This window comes from Soehngenia saccharolytica DSM 12858 (genome assembly GCF_059568515.1).
Window position 1 is genome coordinate 47,753 of the sequence record NZ_JCANTN010000006.1, and the last position, 17,352, is coordinate 65,104.

At 33.9% G+C, this 17,352-nt stretch carries 16 protein-coding genes; 2 read left to right on the forward strand and 14 right to left on the reverse strand.

Going from position 1 to position 17,352, the window contains the following annotated elements:
- Nucleotides 1–76 precede the first annotated feature (76 nt).
- Nucleotides 77–1,429, forward strand: a complete 1,353-nt coding sequence (locus BO51_RS02930) for an alanine/glycine:cation symporter family protein (protein ID WP_496483810.1) — start codon at nt 77–79, stop codon at nt 1,427–1,429.
- 26 nt (nt 1,430–1,455) lie between these two features.
- Here the strand turns inward: BO51_RS02930 and BO51_RS02935 are convergent, their stop codons facing one another.
- Nucleotides 1,456–1,965, reverse strand: coding sequence for a phosphatidylglycerophosphatase A family protein (locus BO51_RS02935; protein ID WP_496483812.1), 510 nt, complete (start codon nt 1,963–1,965; stop codon nt 1,456–1,458).
- Between the two features lie 114 nt (nt 1,966–2,079).
- Between BO51_RS02935 and BO51_RS02940 the strand changes: the two genes are divergently transcribed.
- Nucleotides 2,080–2,430, forward strand: a complete 351-nt coding sequence (locus tag BO51_RS02940; protein ID WP_496483814.1) for an FMN-binding protein — start codon at nt 2,080–2,082, stop codon at nt 2,428–2,430.
- 33 nt (nt 2,431–2,463) lie between these two features.
- On the opposite strand, the gene cuyB is transcribed toward BO51_RS02940, so the two are convergent.
- From cuyB to BO51_RS03005, 13 genes are all read right to left on the reverse strand, one after another.
- Entirely contained in the window at nt 2,464–3,168 is a 705-nt protein-coding gene (cuyB, locus tag BO51_RS02945) for a cysteate racemase (RefSeq protein WP_496483816.1), read from the reverse strand.
- Between the two features lie 16 nt (nt 3,169–3,184).
- A complete protein-coding gene (locus BO51_RS02950; protein WP_496483818.1) occupies nt 3,185–4,270 on the reverse strand; it encodes an FAD:protein FMN transferase in 1,086 nt (361 codons plus the stop codon).
- Between the two features lie 78 nt (nt 4,271–4,348).
- Entirely contained in the window at nt 4,349–5,452 is a 1,104-nt protein-coding gene (locus BO51_RS02955) for a hypothetical protein (RefSeq protein WP_496483820.1), read from the reverse strand.
- 330 nt (nt 5,453–5,782) lie between these two features.
- A complete protein-coding gene (locus tag BO51_RS02960; RefSeq protein WP_496483822.1) occupies nt 5,783–6,088 on the reverse strand; it encodes a hypothetical protein in 306 nt (101 codons plus the stop codon).
- A 1,122-nt stretch (nt 6,089–7,210) separates the two neighbouring features.
- Entirely contained in the window at nt 7,211–9,040 is a 1,830-nt protein-coding gene (glmS, locus tag BO51_RS02965) for a glutamine--fructose-6-phosphate transaminase (isomerizing) (protein ID WP_496483824.1), read from the reverse strand.
- 46 nt (nt 9,041–9,086) lie between these two features.
- Nucleotides 9,087–9,602 carry an adenine phosphoribosyltransferase gene (locus tag BO51_RS02970; RefSeq protein WP_496483826.1) on the reverse strand — a complete coding sequence of 172 codons (516 nt, stop codon included), beginning with the start codon at nt 9,600–9,602 and terminating at the stop codon, nt 9,087–9,089.
- An 83-nt stretch (nt 9,603–9,685) separates the two neighbouring features.
- Nucleotides 9,686–11,236, reverse strand: a complete 1,551-nt coding sequence (locus tag BO51_RS02975; RefSeq protein WP_496483828.1) for a Mur ligase family protein — start codon at nt 11,234–11,236, stop codon at nt 9,686–9,688.
- 8 nt (nt 11,237–11,244) lie between these two features.
- A complete protein-coding gene (locus BO51_RS02980; protein WP_496483830.1) occupies nt 11,245–12,423 on the reverse strand; it encodes a carboxylate--amine ligase in 1,179 nt (392 codons plus the stop codon).
- Nucleotides 12,424–12,459: 36 nt separating this feature from the next.
- Nucleotides 12,460–13,020 (reverse strand): DUF5317 domain-containing protein, encoded by a 561-nt coding sequence (locus tag BO51_RS02985; RefSeq protein WP_496483832.1) that lies wholly within the window; start codon nt 13,018–13,020, stop codon nt 12,460–12,462.
- A 1-nt stretch (nt 13,021) separates the two neighbouring features.
- Nucleotides 13,022–14,269, reverse strand: a complete 1,248-nt coding sequence (locus tag BO51_RS02990) for an HD-GYP domain-containing protein (protein WP_496483834.1) — start codon at nt 14,267–14,269, stop codon at nt 13,022–13,024.
- Nucleotides 14,270–14,494: 225 nt separating this feature from the next.
- Nucleotides 14,495–15,109 carry a hypothetical protein gene (locus BO51_RS02995; RefSeq protein WP_496483836.1) on the reverse strand — a complete coding sequence of 205 codons (615 nt, stop codon included), beginning with the start codon at nt 15,107–15,109 and terminating at the stop codon, nt 14,495–14,497.
- 101 nt (nt 15,110–15,210) lie between these two features.
- Nucleotides 15,211–16,248, reverse strand: coding sequence for a LacI family DNA-binding transcriptional regulator (locus BO51_RS03000; RefSeq protein ID WP_496483838.1), 1,038 nt, complete (start codon nt 16,246–16,248; stop codon nt 15,211–15,213).
- 14 nt (nt 16,249–16,262) lie between these two features.
- Nucleotides 16,263–17,348 carry an ABC transporter ATP-binding protein gene (locus BO51_RS03005; protein ID WP_496483840.1) on the reverse strand — a complete coding sequence of 362 codons (1,086 nt, stop codon included), beginning with the start codon at nt 17,346–17,348 and terminating at the stop codon, nt 16,263–16,265.
- Nucleotides 17,349–17,352 lie beyond the last annotated feature (4 nt).

A 17,352-nucleotide genomic window follows, 5' to 3' on the forward strand; every position in this document is an offset into this window, starting at 1 on the left:
CCATATTTCTGCTAAAATGATATTAATTGATTCAAACGTTTTCATTTGAGTCAAAATATAATTGAGGAGGTAAGCTATGGAACTTTTTGCCGAGATTAATAAGATGGTAAATAATGTAGTATGGGGACCGCCAATGCTAATACTACTAGTAGGAACTGGAATTTATTTAACTATTAGAACAAAATTTTTCTCAATTACCAAATTAGGCTATATACTAAAGAACACACTTTTAAAAATTTTTTCAAAGGAACAAAAAGGAGAAGGAGAAGTAACTGCATTTCAAGCAGTAGCGACAGCTCTTGCTGCAACAGTAGGAACTGGAAATATTGCTGGTGTTGCAACAGCTATTGCAACTGGTGGACCTGGAGCAGTTTTCTGGATGTGGGTTTCGGCTATTTTCGGCATGACCACAAAATTTGCTGAAGTAGTTTTATCAGTTAATTTTAGAGAAAAAACTGAAGATGGCAGATATGTCGGTGGACCTATGTATTACATCACAAATGGACTTCATATGAAATGGCTCGCAGTTATATTCGCAATCTTTGGTTCTATTGCAGCATTTGGTATAGGCAATATGGTACAAGCAAACTCTGTTGCCGCTGCACTTGAAGAGTCCTTTAAGGTACCTCCATTAGCAACAGGATTTGTACTTGCTATAATTACTGCTCTAGTAATAATTGGGGGATTAAAAAGAATTGGTGCTGTTACAGAAAAGTTAGTACCTTTCATGGCTGCAATATACATCATAGGAGCTCTTGTCATCATATTCGGAAATATAACACATATTCCTGAAGCATTTGGTCTGATATTTAAACATGCTTTTACTCCTACTGCTGCTGTAGGTGGATTTGCTGGTTCTACCGTAAGATTAGCTATGACAAAAGGAGTTGCAAGAGGAGTATTTTCAAATGAAGCCGGCCTTGGTTCTGCTCCAATAGCTCACGCTGCAGCAACTACTGATCACCCAGTTAGACAAGGTTTGTGGGGAGTATTTGAAGTGTTCATGGATACTATTGTTATTTGCTCAATGACAGCATTGGCAATAATGGTATCAGGCCTTTGGGATAGTGGTGCATCTGGAGCTGTATTGACTACACAAGCATTTAATGAATCTATCCCTGGCGGTGGATATATAGTCACAATAGGAATTATGTTATTTGCTTTTTCAACAATTCTTGGATGGAGCTACTACGGAGAAAGATGCATGGAATATCTATTTGGACCAAAAGCTATTACCCCTTATAGAATAATTTACATTCCATTCATAATAATAGGTTCTGTTGGTGGTTTGGAATTAATTTGGGATCTTGCTGATACTCTAAATGGTCTGATGGCTATTCCAAACTTAATCGGTGTCCTAATGTTAAGTGGAACTGTATTTAAATTGACTAAAGAATTCTTTGAAAAAGAAGGTTTAACTAAAAAATAAGAAGTGGGTTAAGCCACTTCTTATTTTTACATTGAATGGGCTACTCTACTCGCTGCTGCCGCAGCTAATGCTGCAACTAAATCATCTAAGAATGTATTGCATATCTCTCTTTTTTCATTATCTAATTCTCCAATAATGCCTAGTTTTACTTTATCTAAATAACCAAAGTTTGTAAGTCCTATAGTGCCATATACATTTACTATTGACAATGGCAGTATCTCATCAATCCCATAAAGACCTTCATCCGATAATATAATTGATTGTATTGGCTCAGGAAGTAACTTCTTCTCAGCCAATTCATCTAATGCAATTCCTGTTAAAACTGCATGGATTATTTCTCTTTTAGAAAGTACTGCATCTAAGCTTTCTAAACACATTTCAACAGTTAAATTGTCATGATAATCCTTTTGGAGTTCATAAACTATGTCTGCTATATCTTTTAGTTCAACTCCCCTCTTTTTTAAAGCTTCTATTGTCATTTGTTTTAGCTCATCCGAATCATATTTGTGCTTGTACATGCTTTTCTCTTTCACCATATAATCGCCTCCTCTCATAATTCTACCCATTTCTTTTTTAGAATACTTATAAAGTTGAATTTTAATCTAAAAAAATGTATAATAGTATTACATATTAAGAAAGGAGTGATGAAAGTGAAAAAGTACATGATAATACTATTGTCTGTATTGGTTCTTTCACTTGTCCTTGTTGGATGCAGTAGTGATTCAAGTGATGAAGTGACATATAAAGACGGGACATATGAAGGCCAAGGCGAAGGAATGCATCCTTTAAAAGTTTCTGTTGAAGTAAAAGATGGTAAAATTGCATCAGTGACTGTTATTGAACAACAAGAAACAGAAGGAGTTGCAGATCCAGCTCTTGAACAAATACCAGCAGCAATTGTAGAGAAAAACTCAACTGATGTTGATGTTGTTTCTGGCGCAACGCTAACAAGCAACGGCATCATTGAAGCAGTTAACAATGCTTTAGAACAAGCGAAATAATTAAATAGACAGGCTCAAAAGATTTTGAGTCTGTCATTTTTTATATAGCTTAGCTCCTGCTTCAATTATAGCTTCCTTAGCAAGTATCTCTAAAGCATCTACATATTTTATTTTTTCTTTGAATTCATACATATCAACAGCGACAGATAGTTCTGTACATCCTATTATGAAAACTTGCACGCCGTCATTTTTCATGTTAATAAATTCTCTATATAAATTTTCTAATTCATTGTCATATATGCCCATTTTTATATTGTAAATTAACTTCATTACTTCTCTCTGCCCTTCTATCGAAGGAACAAGATAATCTATTTTTTCCCTTTCCAATACTCTTTGATAAACTTTTCCCATGATAGTCCCATCTGTCCCTAATATTCCAACTTTCTCATTTTTATACTCTGTCTTTACTTTTTCAACAGCAGCTTCTATCATGCTAAGTAATGGTATGTTTATCTCCTTTACAATGTCTTCATAAAAATAATGTGCATTATTACATGGCATTATTAGAAAATCTGCACCCATTTTTTCAAGTTTCTTAGCAGATTTAATTAATTCCGGTCTTGGGTCTCTCCCTGTTCCGAGTACAAATTGAGTTCTATCTGGTATTCTAGTATTATTGTCAATGAGTATCGGCGGATGGTCTTGATCAGATGAAGCTGAGGTATTCAATACTATTTTTTCAAATAATTTTACTGTCGCTAAAGGACCCATGCCCCCAATTATTCCTATTGTTTTCATATTTCTCCTTCTCTTACTAATTATTAGATATTGCATTTCCATATGTCTTTGATATTTTCATGTACCCATCTGTCATTTGTACTGAACCATCAGCAAAAACCCAAATAGCTTCTAGATTATCAATTGATTCTACTAATTTTTTGCTCTCCTCAAATGGCAACAAAAAAACTTCAGTTGAATAAAAATCTGCTTCTCCAGAATTTGGAGTGATCACTGTTACCGCTCTATAATAAGTTGCAGGCATTAAAGTGTCTGGATCTATGATATGATGCATTCTCTTTCCATCGACTACATAGTATCTTTGATAATCGCCCGAACTAACTACTGACAGATCATTTATAAATACAGTATCCAATACTTTATTCTCGTCTGTCAAAATGTCTTTATTAGGATCTTGTATGCCTATTCCCCATTTATCTCTATTACCGTCTAATGGTTTTCCTACAGCTTTCACGTTTCCTCCAGAACTCATAATAAACGAGCTAAAACCTTCTTTTTTTATTTCTTCCACAACTATTTCAGTCGCATAACCTTTTGCTATAGCTCCAACATCAAGTCTCATATTAGGATCTTCTAGATATACTGTGCTATTTTTTTCATCAATAATAACTTTATTTATATCAGTATGCTCATTTGCCATCTTCAGCTCTTCCATTGATGGAATTTTTGCATTCTCTGGATCTAATTCCGCCTCATCCCTGTATTTAGCCCAAACATCTAAAACACTTCCAAATGCTATATTAGTTCTTTGTTTGCTTCTAAAATACATTTCTTTTGAAAATTTAATTAAGTCAATTATCTCTTTATCTACTTTTACAGGTTGTTTACCAGCATTGTCGTTAATAGTCTTTATGTTGTTCAAACCTTCGTAGTTATTATACCTATCGTAGAGTTTGTGAAGTTCTAACATCCTATCATGCATTATCTTTGTATAATTTCTAAATTCATCTTCAGTTTCTGTATAACCTACAATTTGTATAACTGTATCAAATGTATCGAAAAATGTCTCTGTGTACTTTGTATAAGTTGTTTTAGTTGTGCATCCACTCAAAGTAGAGACAAAAATTGCTAAAACTAAAATATATGAAATCTTTTTGTTCACTCTATCACCCCGAATAATCATACCAAAAAAAGAGTAACTTTTCAAATTAAAAACTCCCTCATTTGAGGGAGTTTTTAATTATTTTGCGTTGTTAATCGCTTCTTCTACTACTTCCAAATAATCAGTTACATGAATTGTCACGCTTGAAACTAGATCTTCTTCAGCAGGTTTTCCTTCTTCTAATTTCATAGCTTTTATTTCATCTAAGCTCTTGCCTTTCATCCATTCTGCTAGAGCTTGGGCTTGTTCATACCATTCTTTCCCTATTGGTGATACTTTGCCCATTCCATATTCTTCTTTTAATTCATTCTTTGTCTTTAATTCAGCAGTTTTATCTATAGCAACTTTTCCATCTGCGTCAAATGGAATTACTACTTGAGCTGTGTCAATAATAGCACCAGCAACTTTTCCGTCAGCATCTAGCGCTACAGCTGATATCATAGTATCTATTTGTGCTTTTGCAGTCACTGGATTGCCATTAGCATCAGTTCCTGCACTAACTGATTTAGCAATTGATGTTTTAACTCCTAAGCCAACTTTTTCAGCTCCTGTTACATCTATAGCATTGTTCCATGCTTCTTCTACTGCTTTTAAGTATTCTCCTACGTCCATTGTTACGGATGAAGTAAGTTCAGGAACATTTGGTACTGTTGGATGCTCATCATCTCTTTTTGTAGTTTCCATTGAAACAATTTCTTCAACAGTCTTTCCTACCATCCACTCTTGTAATGCATCCATTTGTTCAAACCATTCTTTTCCTATTGACGATGCTTTAACCATTCCATAATCTGCTCCAAGATCTCTCTTAGTAGGTACTTCTGCATTTACATCACTAGTCAATTGCATATTTTCATCAAATGCTACTTTTGTTTGAGCGGTATCAATATACACGCTTACTACTTTTCCATCTGCATCAAATCCAACTGCAGCTATCATTACGTCTGCTTGGCCAACTGGATTTACAGGATTTCCATTAGCATCTGTGCCTTTATCTTTTGATTTTGCTATGGAAATTACATGTCCTAAACCTAACTTTGTAATAGTGCCGCCAGTTGTAGGTGTTTCTTCACCTGTTTCAGGTGCAGTTGGTTCTGTTGGTGTTGCAGGTTCTTCTTTTGCGCACCCAACTAAAAGCGAGATAGACAAAGCTATCATAAGTACTATTGATAATATTCTTTTCATTCTCTTCCCCCCATAATTATGTTATATTTTGTCATTATTATAGCACATAACAAATATAACATCAATACATATTGATAAATAAATATTTATCAATATGTTAATAATACAGTATGTTTACTTTGTACTTATGTTATGCTTATATTGAAGTATTTCATACAATATAGTACAGAATAACAGTGGTAAATGCATTTATAACATAAATACATGTTAAAACAAAAAAAAGTCTGCTCAAACCCTGAGGGGATTCAATCCCTTGGTACAAGCCGACTCAAAGCACTTTTCCCATTTTCTTGAAGTAAATAATGTTTGCTCAAGAATTTATAAGTTATGTCAACTAAATATCCATATAATTACAAAAATAGATATAAAAAAAGAAAATAAAGTCTGCTCAAAACTACCCCCATATGCAGCCTTCACCTCCATTTCTTGCGTGTATAATACCTCCGCAGGTGTAATCAACCTGCAGCCCATAACCACAGCAATACCTCCGTCATGGTTACACACCGCTGCTGATTCCACCCTTTTCCCTATATATTTATATACATATTTATCTCTATCTGAAGCCGTCACAAACCACACTGTATCAGTGTTTGAGCCGATGGGATAACCGCTGCGGTTTCCCCCTCCGCAACACATACCAGCCCCTGCTGTAACCACCCCGCAGGCTCCGCCACAATTACCACACCGCAACCCATACTACACCCGTCAGATTCACTGCCGAAGCCGCCTCCTGTTGAATCATAATAAAGTTTGGTGAAAATTACCCCCTTATGCAACCTACACATCCGATTCTTGCGTAATGATACACCCACAGGTGTAAATCAACCCAAAGCATATAAACCCCAACAAACTTCCTATCCCTTGCTTACACCCCTGTCTATTTCCCCCTCTGGGTCTATTACACCCACTGCCTCTTTTTTATTTATTTATTTAAATATTTTTTTGTGTGGGGGGTAGCCACAACATAAGTGGAATCCGACATTAGAAGCGTCGGATAGAGTATGTCTACAGTGGAATTTATGATGGGGCTGATTACACCTACTGGTAATTTGAAATAAACATTGCAGAAATCGTTACAAGGGGTAAAGCGAGACATATCAGAGGCTCACGAGTGCTTTTACTGTAATTCCCAGATAAAAATGATTGCAGAAAAAAATAGGGTTATATTGTCCTAAAAAATACCATTATAGCCATATGTATAAATAAAAAAAATAAAGTCTGCTCAAAGCCGTGGGGGTAAACAAGGCTATGGATTAGTTGTATGGTGTGATTACACCCACCACCTCCTCGCTTTAATCCCCTGCTATTACAGGGTTTACGCTGCTTTTGATTATTCCCCCCAATGCACGAAAATACCCCGCGTCTGTAATGCGACCTATGCCGATTACACCCACGGGGCTTTCCTTCCATTCAATCTTACTTTCCTTTAATCAATCTTTTTATACTTTCGACACTTGATTACCCCCTACGGGTCTCTTTTTATTTATTTATATGGGACGAGGAGGGTTAACCACAACATAGGTGGAATCCGACATTAGGAGCGTCGGATAGGGTATGTCTACAGTGAAATTTATGATGGGGCTGATTACACCTACGGTTATCTCTGGGGGCATAAAAAAAACCGTGAAGGTACACAGGATTTCTCCTGCACACACTTCACGGGTCTTCACCAAACTTTATTTTACTTTCTGCAGACTTTATTATCGTTCTGCAGAGTTTATTTTACATGGACAATACAATTAATTACAGGGGCATATTCTATTCAACTGTGACTGATTTAGCTAAATTTCTTGGTTTATCTACATCATTTCCCTTTAACAAAGCAGTATAATAAGAAATGAGTTGAGCTACGACAACTGAAATCAATGGCATAAATATATTGAAGCTCTCTTCTAATAATACCACCTCATCGCATATTTCTTTTAGATCTTCATTCTTCTTTCTGGTCACTCCAACTACATAAGCTCCTCTTGCTTTTACTTCCTTTATATTCGAAACCATTTTATCATAAATCAAAGACTGAGTCGCAAAAGCAATCACAGGTGTACCTTCTTCTATTAGCGCAATACTACCATGCTTTAATTCTCCAGCTGGAAAAGCTTCAGTGTGGATATATGATATTTCTTTTAGTTTTAAAGCTCCTTCTAGAGCTGTGTAATAATCCAATCCTCTTCCTAAATAAAAAACTGATTGCTTGTCTTTTATTGTCTCACTTATATTTTTAGCTTTTTCATCGCATTCTGACAGCGTTATTTCTAATTTCTCAGGTAAAGACCTCAATTCATTTAATATTTCTTCGTAACATTCTAATTCAATTGTGTTTTTAAGTCTTCCAAAATGAAGTGCCATCAAGTAAAAAGCAACTAGTTGAGTTGTATAAGCTTTTGTCGAAGCAACAGCTATCTCTGGGCCTGCCCATGTATAAAATACGTCATCTGATTCCCTTGCAATAGAGCTGCCAACTACATTCGTTATAGATAAAATTCTAGCACCCTTTTCTTTAGCGTCTTTTAGTGCTTGAAGAGTATCGGCTGTTTCTCCTGATTGACTTACGATTACAACCAATGTGTTCTCATCTATATTGTGTTCACTGTATCTGAATTCAGACGCTATATCAGATATCGTATCTACTTTTAAAAATGTTTGAAATAAATATTTCCCTATAAGTCCTGCATGATATGCTGTTCCACAAGCTACAATATATATTTTATTGATTCTATCCAAATCTTCTTTTGTGATGCTGATATTTTCTAATACTATATTGCCTTTTTCATCAATTCTTCTTTCTATGGTCTCTTTTATTGCTGAAGGTTGCTGATAAATTTCTTTAAGCATAAAATGTGCATATCCTTCTTTTGAAGCTGATTCTACATCCCAAGAGATTTCTTCTGTTCTTCTATTCACTCTGTTTCTTCCCTTGTCATATATTTCATAGCCAGATTTTGTTATTCTAATTATGTCTTTGTTATCTAAGTAGACAACTTTTTTAGTGTACCTTAAAACAGCAGGTATATCAGAAGCGACTATTGTCTCATTCTCTCCTGCTCCAAGTATTAGTGGACTTTCATTTCTAACCGCTATTATTTCATCGGGATTGTTTTCAGATACTATTGCTAATGCATATGCTCCTTTTAATCTATCTTCTGCTTTAAAAACAGCTTCCAGTAAATCGCCATTATAGAAATAATCTATCAAATGTGCAACTGCTTCAGTATCTGTATCTGAAATAAATTTATAGCCTTTCTTTTCTAATTCTTCTTTTATTTCTCTATAGTTTTCGATAATTCCATTATGTACAACAGCTATTGTACCGGTGCTATTCGTATGAGGATGAGAATTTAAATCAGATGGTATTCCATGGGTAGCCCATCTAGTATGCCCTATGCCTACATGGCCATTTATCGGATCATTTTCTAGACTCTTTTCCAAATTTGAAAGTCTGCCTGACATTTTTCTTATTCTCAATTTGCCATTTTCAATTATACCTACTCCAGCAGAATCATATCCTCTGTATTCAAGTTTTTCCAATCCATCAAGTATGACTTCCTGAGCATTTCTATTACCTACATAACCAACTATTCCACACATTTATATCCCTCCTTTTTTAGAGAAAAAATTAACGTCCCAAAAGACGTTAATCATATTTAACTAAAGAATTTACATGATAGCCTTTAAGTTTATCTCTTCCTTTCAAATCTGTTAGCTCAATGACAAATTCAAGAGCTACCACTTCCCCACCAAATGACTCGATAAGCTTTGTAGCTGCAACTACAGTGCCAGCAGTTGCTAGCAAATCATCTATAATAGCTACTCTATCTCCTTTTTTAATAGCTTCTGTCTGTATTTCCAATGCTGCTGTCCCATATTCAAGATCATAATCGTATTTTGTTGTTTCTCCTGGAAGCTTGCCAGGTTTCCTTACTGGAATAAAACCAACACCTAATCCATAGGCTACTGCAGCTCCAAATAAAAATCCTCTTGCTTCTGGTCCAACAATATAATCTATTTGTTTGTCTTTTAAGTCTTCAATCATCAGGCTAACTGTTTCATGAAAAGCATCTTTGTCTCTTGTCAATGTAGTAATGTCTTTAAAGCTTACACCTTTAATCGGAAAATCTTCAATCTCTCTGATCTTTGATTTTAAGTTCAAGTTACTTCCCCCTCGATTTTTATAGAAAGCAGTGCTTTCTGCAAATATTAGTTTACCACATTTAATATAAAAATAAAAACATTTTAGTGAATTTTATCGATTTCTGAAATCCTTCTTTTAATAGGATCAAACAGCTTCTCTTTGTCAATTCCAATCTCTTTTTTTGAGATTATATCTAAAGCGATTTTTGCTCCCATGTCCATGCCTTGACACCCTGCCAATAAAATTATATCACCTTTTTGCGCTTCGTCTATTGCTTTTTTGATAGCGTCATACAGGGTGTCGTATATTTCTAATGGGATCCCTGCATTAGTAATTTCTTCTCTAAAAACTTCTTCCTCAATTGGCTTTACTTCATCTTTTTTTGTCACATTTCCAATGCTTCTAGTAGCAATCACTTTGTCTATGCCAAGTCTATCTTTCCACGATATCAAAGCTTTAGCATTTTCCTTATTGACAGTTGGCCCTCTATTTCCCCTGATTGCATAAACTATATGGAATCTATTTTTAGGCATATCGCTTATGCTCTCTAAAGTAGAGTTGATATTTTTCAAGTTAGCAAAGTGATCATCTATTATCAGATAGTCTCCCTCATAAATAAACTCAAATCGCCTTTCCACACCTTTAAATTCTTTTAATGTTTTTAATATAACTTCTTTCTCAATACCATAAGCGAGTGCAATGCAGATACTTGCCATAGCATTTTCTATTGAATGGTATCCCGGAATATTTAATTCAACATCAAATACATCTTTGCTGATATTTGCATTTCTAAATTTAATATCTTCTTCTATATTAACTCTAAATCTTGCTCTGCCACCTACCAGTTCAATATTAACACATGAAACATCAGCTTTATTGCCGTTTATAGAGAAAGTGACTACATCAGCTTTTGTGTTGTATTTAAGCGATGCTATCATATCATAATCTACATTTAAAATCGCAACTGCTCCTTCTTTCGCGTTTTTTACTAGACTTGATTTTGCCATCCAATAATTTTTAAAACTCCCATGCTGATCAATATGCTCTCTAGCCAAATTTGCAAAAGACACTATATCATAATCCACATCATAAACTCTGTAAAGCTCCAGAGCAGAAGATGAAACTTCCATAACACATGTGTCTATGTTCTGTTTTTGCATCTCATAGAATCTCTCTTGCAAATCAAGGCTTTCTGGCGTCGTCAATTCTGCTATCTCAACTTTATCTCCTATTTTGTTCATTACACTTCCAATAAGCCCTGTTTTAATATTTGCATTCTTAAGTATGTTCTCCACTAGAAAAGATGTTGTAGTTTTTCCATTTGTTGCTGTTATTCCAATTACTTTCATCTTTTTAGTTGGAGAGTTATAGTAAATATCGCTTATCAAAGACAATGTTCTTCTTGAATTTTTAACCTTTATCTGCATAATATTTGTGTCAACAAATTCCTCCACTATTGCAGCTTTGGCGCCATTGTTCATAGCATCTTCAATGAATCTATGACCGTCAGTTATATATCCTTTTATTGCGACATATATTGAATTTTGAATTGCTTTCTTAGAATGATACACAATGGCTTGTATTTCAAAATCCTCATTGAAATTTTTTATCTCATAATGTTCTATTTGATGTACTAATTCTGAAATCAACATATCAACACCTACTCGATTATTTTATTTAATGCTTTTTTGATTAATATATAGGAATAATTAAAAGCTGGCAAGGGATCGGATATGCTCCAAATAGCAGGCGCTTTCTTCCTAAACAAGGACTTATAAACTTCTAACCTTGTGAGTTGACCATTTCTAATATAATCTCTTATAGCTAGTCTATCTTCAAAAAAATATCGGAATACATACCCTGTATCATAATCAACTACTTTTGGCGAAAGATTCTCGTTTATCATGTCTTTGTATTGTATATAAGGGAAGTTAAGTCCTGATTTGTAGAGTAAATTATTTAAATTTGTAGTTCTAGTGTTTATCTCAATTAAATAATATTTACCTGTCTTTTCATCTTTTTTGAATTCAATTTCGCCAAATCCCCTGTATCCTATTTTTTCAACAAATGGAATTCCTATATCTGCTAATTCTTTTACATATTTTTGTTCAGTATATACACTCGCTCCAAAATTAATTGGAAATTGCCTCAACTTTCTGCATGTAGTCCAATGAGTCACTTTACCTAGTTTATCAACATAAAAATCAAAAGTGTACATGTGGTCGTCAAAGCCTGGGATTATTCTTTGAACAAAAACTTCAATTTGTTTGTCTTTTGCTTTCTCTATAGAGTCTTCAAGTTCTTTTATATTGTTACAATAGAATATCTTTTTTCTAAATTCACTCACGAATTTTGGAGAATCTGTTGGTTTTACTATACATGGAAATCCTATCATTCCATTAACTTTATCTTTGAAGTCAGGATCGTTTATTTCAACAGTTTCTGGAACTAACACATCATTTTGTTGAGCTAATTTCATCAGACTTTCTTTCTTCATTACTTCTGTCCATAAGCCTTGTTTCTCCATTGGAATTAAATAATATCCTTTCAAAATGTCTAAATTTTCATCTATGAATTCAGCATATGGATCTGCAAATGGATATAAAACTGGCTTTTCTGATTCATTTTTTGCAATTTCAATAAGCTTGTTTAGATAAGCTTCTTTTTCTATCTTAAAATTAGGTGCTATTATATGTTCATTAAGATACTTTGACTTAGCTCCATATGTATCATCCTTAGTGTAATCTAGTGCAATGGTATATATTTTCTCCCTTCCTAAGCATCTAATAATGCTCAGTCCTATATAATAATTTGTTCCTAAAACTACTGCCTTATTCATTTATGATTCATCCCCTAAAAACATTTCCCAAACAAACTATGTTTGGGATAGGTCAGATAACATTTCTTTTTGAAAAAACAAAAAAACCCCCGCCATAATAAAAACATCTCCAATGCTCAATATCTTTGGCAGTGGATATGGTTTAGGAATAGTGATTATATCTGCAAGAAAAACTAATTTCGTATTTTCATCTACTCCAGTATGTATTATATCATATTCTCTTTCTTCAATCACCGTTTCTTCAATATTTAATCTTGGTGAAAAATAAACGGGCATCTTTCCGCCATTTGCCATTATAACAATAAAATTCAAAATTATACCTATTAAAAATAATCTCATATATACTTTTCTAAAATTAATCAATGAAGCAACTATCATCATGGTATAGCTTAATAAAATCATAAAATATGAATAATTACTAATAAAATACTTAATCACTGAATAATCACTACTATTTAAAAATGCTAGGAGCCCTTGTAAAAGAAAAGCGCTAATAAACAGGAAATATCCTTTAAACTCTACATTGGAAAGGTTTTTAAGTTTTCCACCTCTAAGTTTTGCAATTGCCATAGATAATAGAGAAGGTTCTAAAAACATATTACACCTGCTGATTTATCATATTTATAAAAACATCAACCAATCTCGGGTCAAACTGCGTGCCAGAGTATTTTTTCAACTCTTCTATTGCCATTTCTTTAGTCAATGCTTTCCTATAAGGTCTATCTGTAGTCATAGCGTCATAAGTATCAGCTATCATAAGAATGCTCGCTTCAATAGGTATTTCATCGCCTTTTAAGCCATCAGGATAACCTGTTCCATCGTATTTTTCATGGTGATGTCTAACTATTTTAGTTACATCTTGCAAAAAATTAACTTTTCCAATAATATCTGCGCCTATGCTAGGGTGCTTCATGATAGTTTCATATTCTTCTTTTGTCAATTTCCCTGCTTTATTTAATATTTCATCTTTAATCCCAATTTTCCCTATATCGTGAAGTATAGCCGCTGTCCTTATATTCTCAATGCTGTCAAAAGACAGATGATATTCCTTTGCTAAATTTACTGCAAGTTCTTCTACCCTGTTAGCATGTCCACTGGTATATGAATCTTTAGCCTCTACAGCTTTATTTAACGCTTCAATAGTAGATATGTATAAATTTCTCATTTCAATATACAATTTAAAAGAATATCTTGCGAGCAATAGTGGACCAAAGAAAAGTATTACCGCTCCATACCCATAGCTTAGAAAAGCTAGAGCTATTATTATTCCAATTGTACCAACAGCTAAAGCATTTGGAAACAAGCCTCTAATGTTTCCAATCCAAGTATTTATAAACGATATATTGGTAGATAACGCTAAATACCCTGACAAAATTATAGTATTTAATGTTACTCCCAACACCATAATAGCCAGAGTAGGTGTGATTGAAAACTTAGCTATTTCGCCACCCAAGCTAATATATACAATACCCATTATCCCAGATACTAATACACTTTGTACTACATTGAATAAAGTCTTATGTACTGGTAAATTAAATAAATGCACATAACCTCTGCCTTCTATTTTAGGAAATCTGAGTAAAAACCCTAACCCTGAACTAGTACAAGCCAATAATGGGCCCCCTACTATAACTGCAGCTACATTTATAGCATAGCCGACTGATACGCCAACAGCATTGTTAGGCATAGGTATCAGCAAAGATTCTACAGCGATTGACAATATCGTCCAAAACACAAATAAAGTCATATCTTCTACTCTGTAGTTTTTAAATATATATATATAAAGTCCTATTGATAGAATAGTCAACGCTGATAAGTAGATTTTTGTTTTTAAATTTAGTTTCATATAATCCTCCATATATATAAAATGCCGGCTAGAAATTTACTAGATTAGTGAAAAGTTTGCGCCTGCTGCTAAAGCAAGTGCTAAAACACTTAGCAATATAGTTGCGATCTTTTTCATCGAATATAGCCTCCTTCATAGAGTACTCTGCTTGTCCGCTAGTTAAGCATGCTATATTCGCTCCGCTATTTTTATTTTTCTTCGCTTCAATTTAGCCGGCATTTTAGGCTATTTTGTCAAGAATCTATTGATTGAATCTAAAGTAGCTTTTGCAACTGAAAGATAGTAATCGTTCTTTACCACACTCGAGCCAGACAAAATAATTTCTTGTCCATTAATCAAGCTGGAAACCAAAACTACTACTACTTGTACACTTGCAATCATTATGCTCCTTATATCTTCTACGATGAATAAATCATTAATTCCAATAGAATCTTCTACTGCCATGACCGTTGCTTCAGCAAGCATCCTCTCAATATTTCTATTTGAGTTGATACCTGTTTTTAAGGCAACGAATTCCTCATCAGCTTTAAGGATGCTTACTTTAACATTTGCCTTGTTTCCAGATGTTTCTTTAGAAATTCCGTTTAGTTTTAATCTAGGTTTTATCTTTCTAATATCTATATCATCTAACTGAGCGACACTTATTTTTCTATGGTCAATTCTATAGTCAAAATTAGCTAACAAAACTGATTCTACATCTCTTGCAATTTGTTTTGGATTTCTTGTACCATTGGAAACAATATGGATTTCTTCAATTCGACTTCCCTCTCCAATTATTATTTTACTTGAAATCACAGAATCGATTTGTTGTAAATTTTCTTCAATAACCTTATGATCCATATTATCCCCCACAATTAAGAATTTAGTGACAATTCACTATATAAAGATAATAACATTTATCTATATATTTTTCAATAAAAGATAAAAATTAAGCTCTCATTTTAAAAATGAGAACTTAGATTTGCTGATGACTTTCTTATATGAATTGTGTGAGGAACTATTATTTTCTTTATATTTCCCCCTTCAATATTTTCAAGCAATAGCTTAACAGCTTCTTCTCCTAAAGTATCGGCATGTATATCAACTGAAGTGATTGGTATCTGAAACTGTCTAGAGAGTATACTATTGTTAAAGCTTGCTACAGCTACTTCATCAGGTATTTCTATCCCTCGTTCTAATAGATATCTAACCACACCAAAAACAACTAGATCATCGGTTGCAAGTATTGCATCGGGATTTATCTTATTGTCAAATAAATACTTTGCATAAGTATATCCTGTTTTCTCATCAAAATCTCCAATGTAAATTAAATTCTCATCCACCTTATAGTTTACTTCATTAAGTGCCTTTTCATATCCTTTGATTCTATGGACAGTAGCTATCATATTTTTGTCCCCAGCTATGATAGATATCTTTTTTTTGCCTTCTTTTATCAAATGATTAGTCAATTCGTATGAAGCAGTTATATTGTCATTGTCTACATGATTAAATATTTCTCCCTCCTCTAATGGGGATCCGATCACACAAAAAGGAAAATCTATTTCTTTTAAATACTTTATCGCTTTATCGTTAACTCTGCTTGTCATCAAAATTACTCCATCAATTTTTGATGCGCTTATTAGCTTCTTCATTGAATCTATTTCATCTTCTCCGCCTTGGAATGTCGCTAATAAAACATCATAGGAATAAGCAGTAGCTCCTCTTACTATCCCTCTTAACGCTTCTTGAAAAAAGGGATTTAATAGCGTTTCCCCTGGTCTTATAGGCATAATTAGACCAATAGTATTAGATACGCTATTAGCTAAAGACCTTGCAATAGCATTAGGATAATAGCCCAGCTCTTTCATGCAGTGTTTTACCCTTTTTGCTGTTTCTTCACTGATTCTTGGGCTATTTGATATTACTCTTGATACTGTAGATGGTGAAACATTTGCCATCTTTGCAACATCTTTTATGGTAGTTCTCTTAATGCTTTGCACTCTATCTTCATCCTTTAATTAATTCTCATAGTCGTTTCTGTATCAAAAAAATGTATAGCATTTATATCGAAACCGAATTTGTGAACTTCTCCTTCATTGTATTCATAATGTCCTGGAGTAGATATGACTAAATCAGATCCATCAGACAATTTCGCATGTAATATTTTCTCTTTTCCTAGCATTTCTACAACTTCAATAGTAGCTGTAAATGTATCGCCAAATTCTCCTCCGCTTTCAAATCGCTCAGGTCTTATTCCAATTGAAACTCTTTTGCCCTCATATTTAGCTAAAGCTTTACCGTCTTCTATTGATGGAGTTAATACAATGGTTTCATTATTCGAGATAAACTTTCCGCCTTTAAATACGCCTTCTATGATATTCATTGTAGGTGAACCTATAAATTTTGCAACAAAAATATTATTGGGTTTATTATAAAATTCATCAGGTTTTCCTACTTGCTGAATTTTGCCTTTGTCTAAAAGCACAATTTTTGTAGCCATAGTCATAGCCTCTGTTTGATCATGAGTAACATATATAGATGTAGTACCCAGTTGTTTATGAATCCGTACAAGCTCAACTCTCATGTGCTCTCTTAATTTAGCATCTAAGTTTGACAATGGTTCATCCATTAAAAAAACCTTTGGATTTCTCACGATTGCCCTACCCAATGCAACTCTTTGCCTTTGGCCGCCTGAAATATCAGCAGGTTTAGCATAAAGATAATCTTCAATTTGCAATAGCTGTGCTGCCGCTCTAACTCTTTCATCAATTATCTTTTTTTGTTCCTTACGCATTGTCAATGAAAATGCCATATTGTCATATACAGTCATATGAGGATACAAAGCGTATGACTGAAACACCATGGCAATGTCCCTATCCTTAGGTGGCACAGTGTTTACTCTCCTATCGTCAAACAAAAGATCTCCTTCTGTAATGGAATTGAGCCCTGCGATCATTCTAAGCAACGTTGTCTTTCCGCAACCTGATGGACCCAATATTACACAAAAATCTTGATCATCAATCTCTAAATTTATATTTTTTAAAGTGAAATCTTCTCTTCCTTCGTATTTCTTGCCTATGTTTTTAAGTTCAACTTTCATCGCA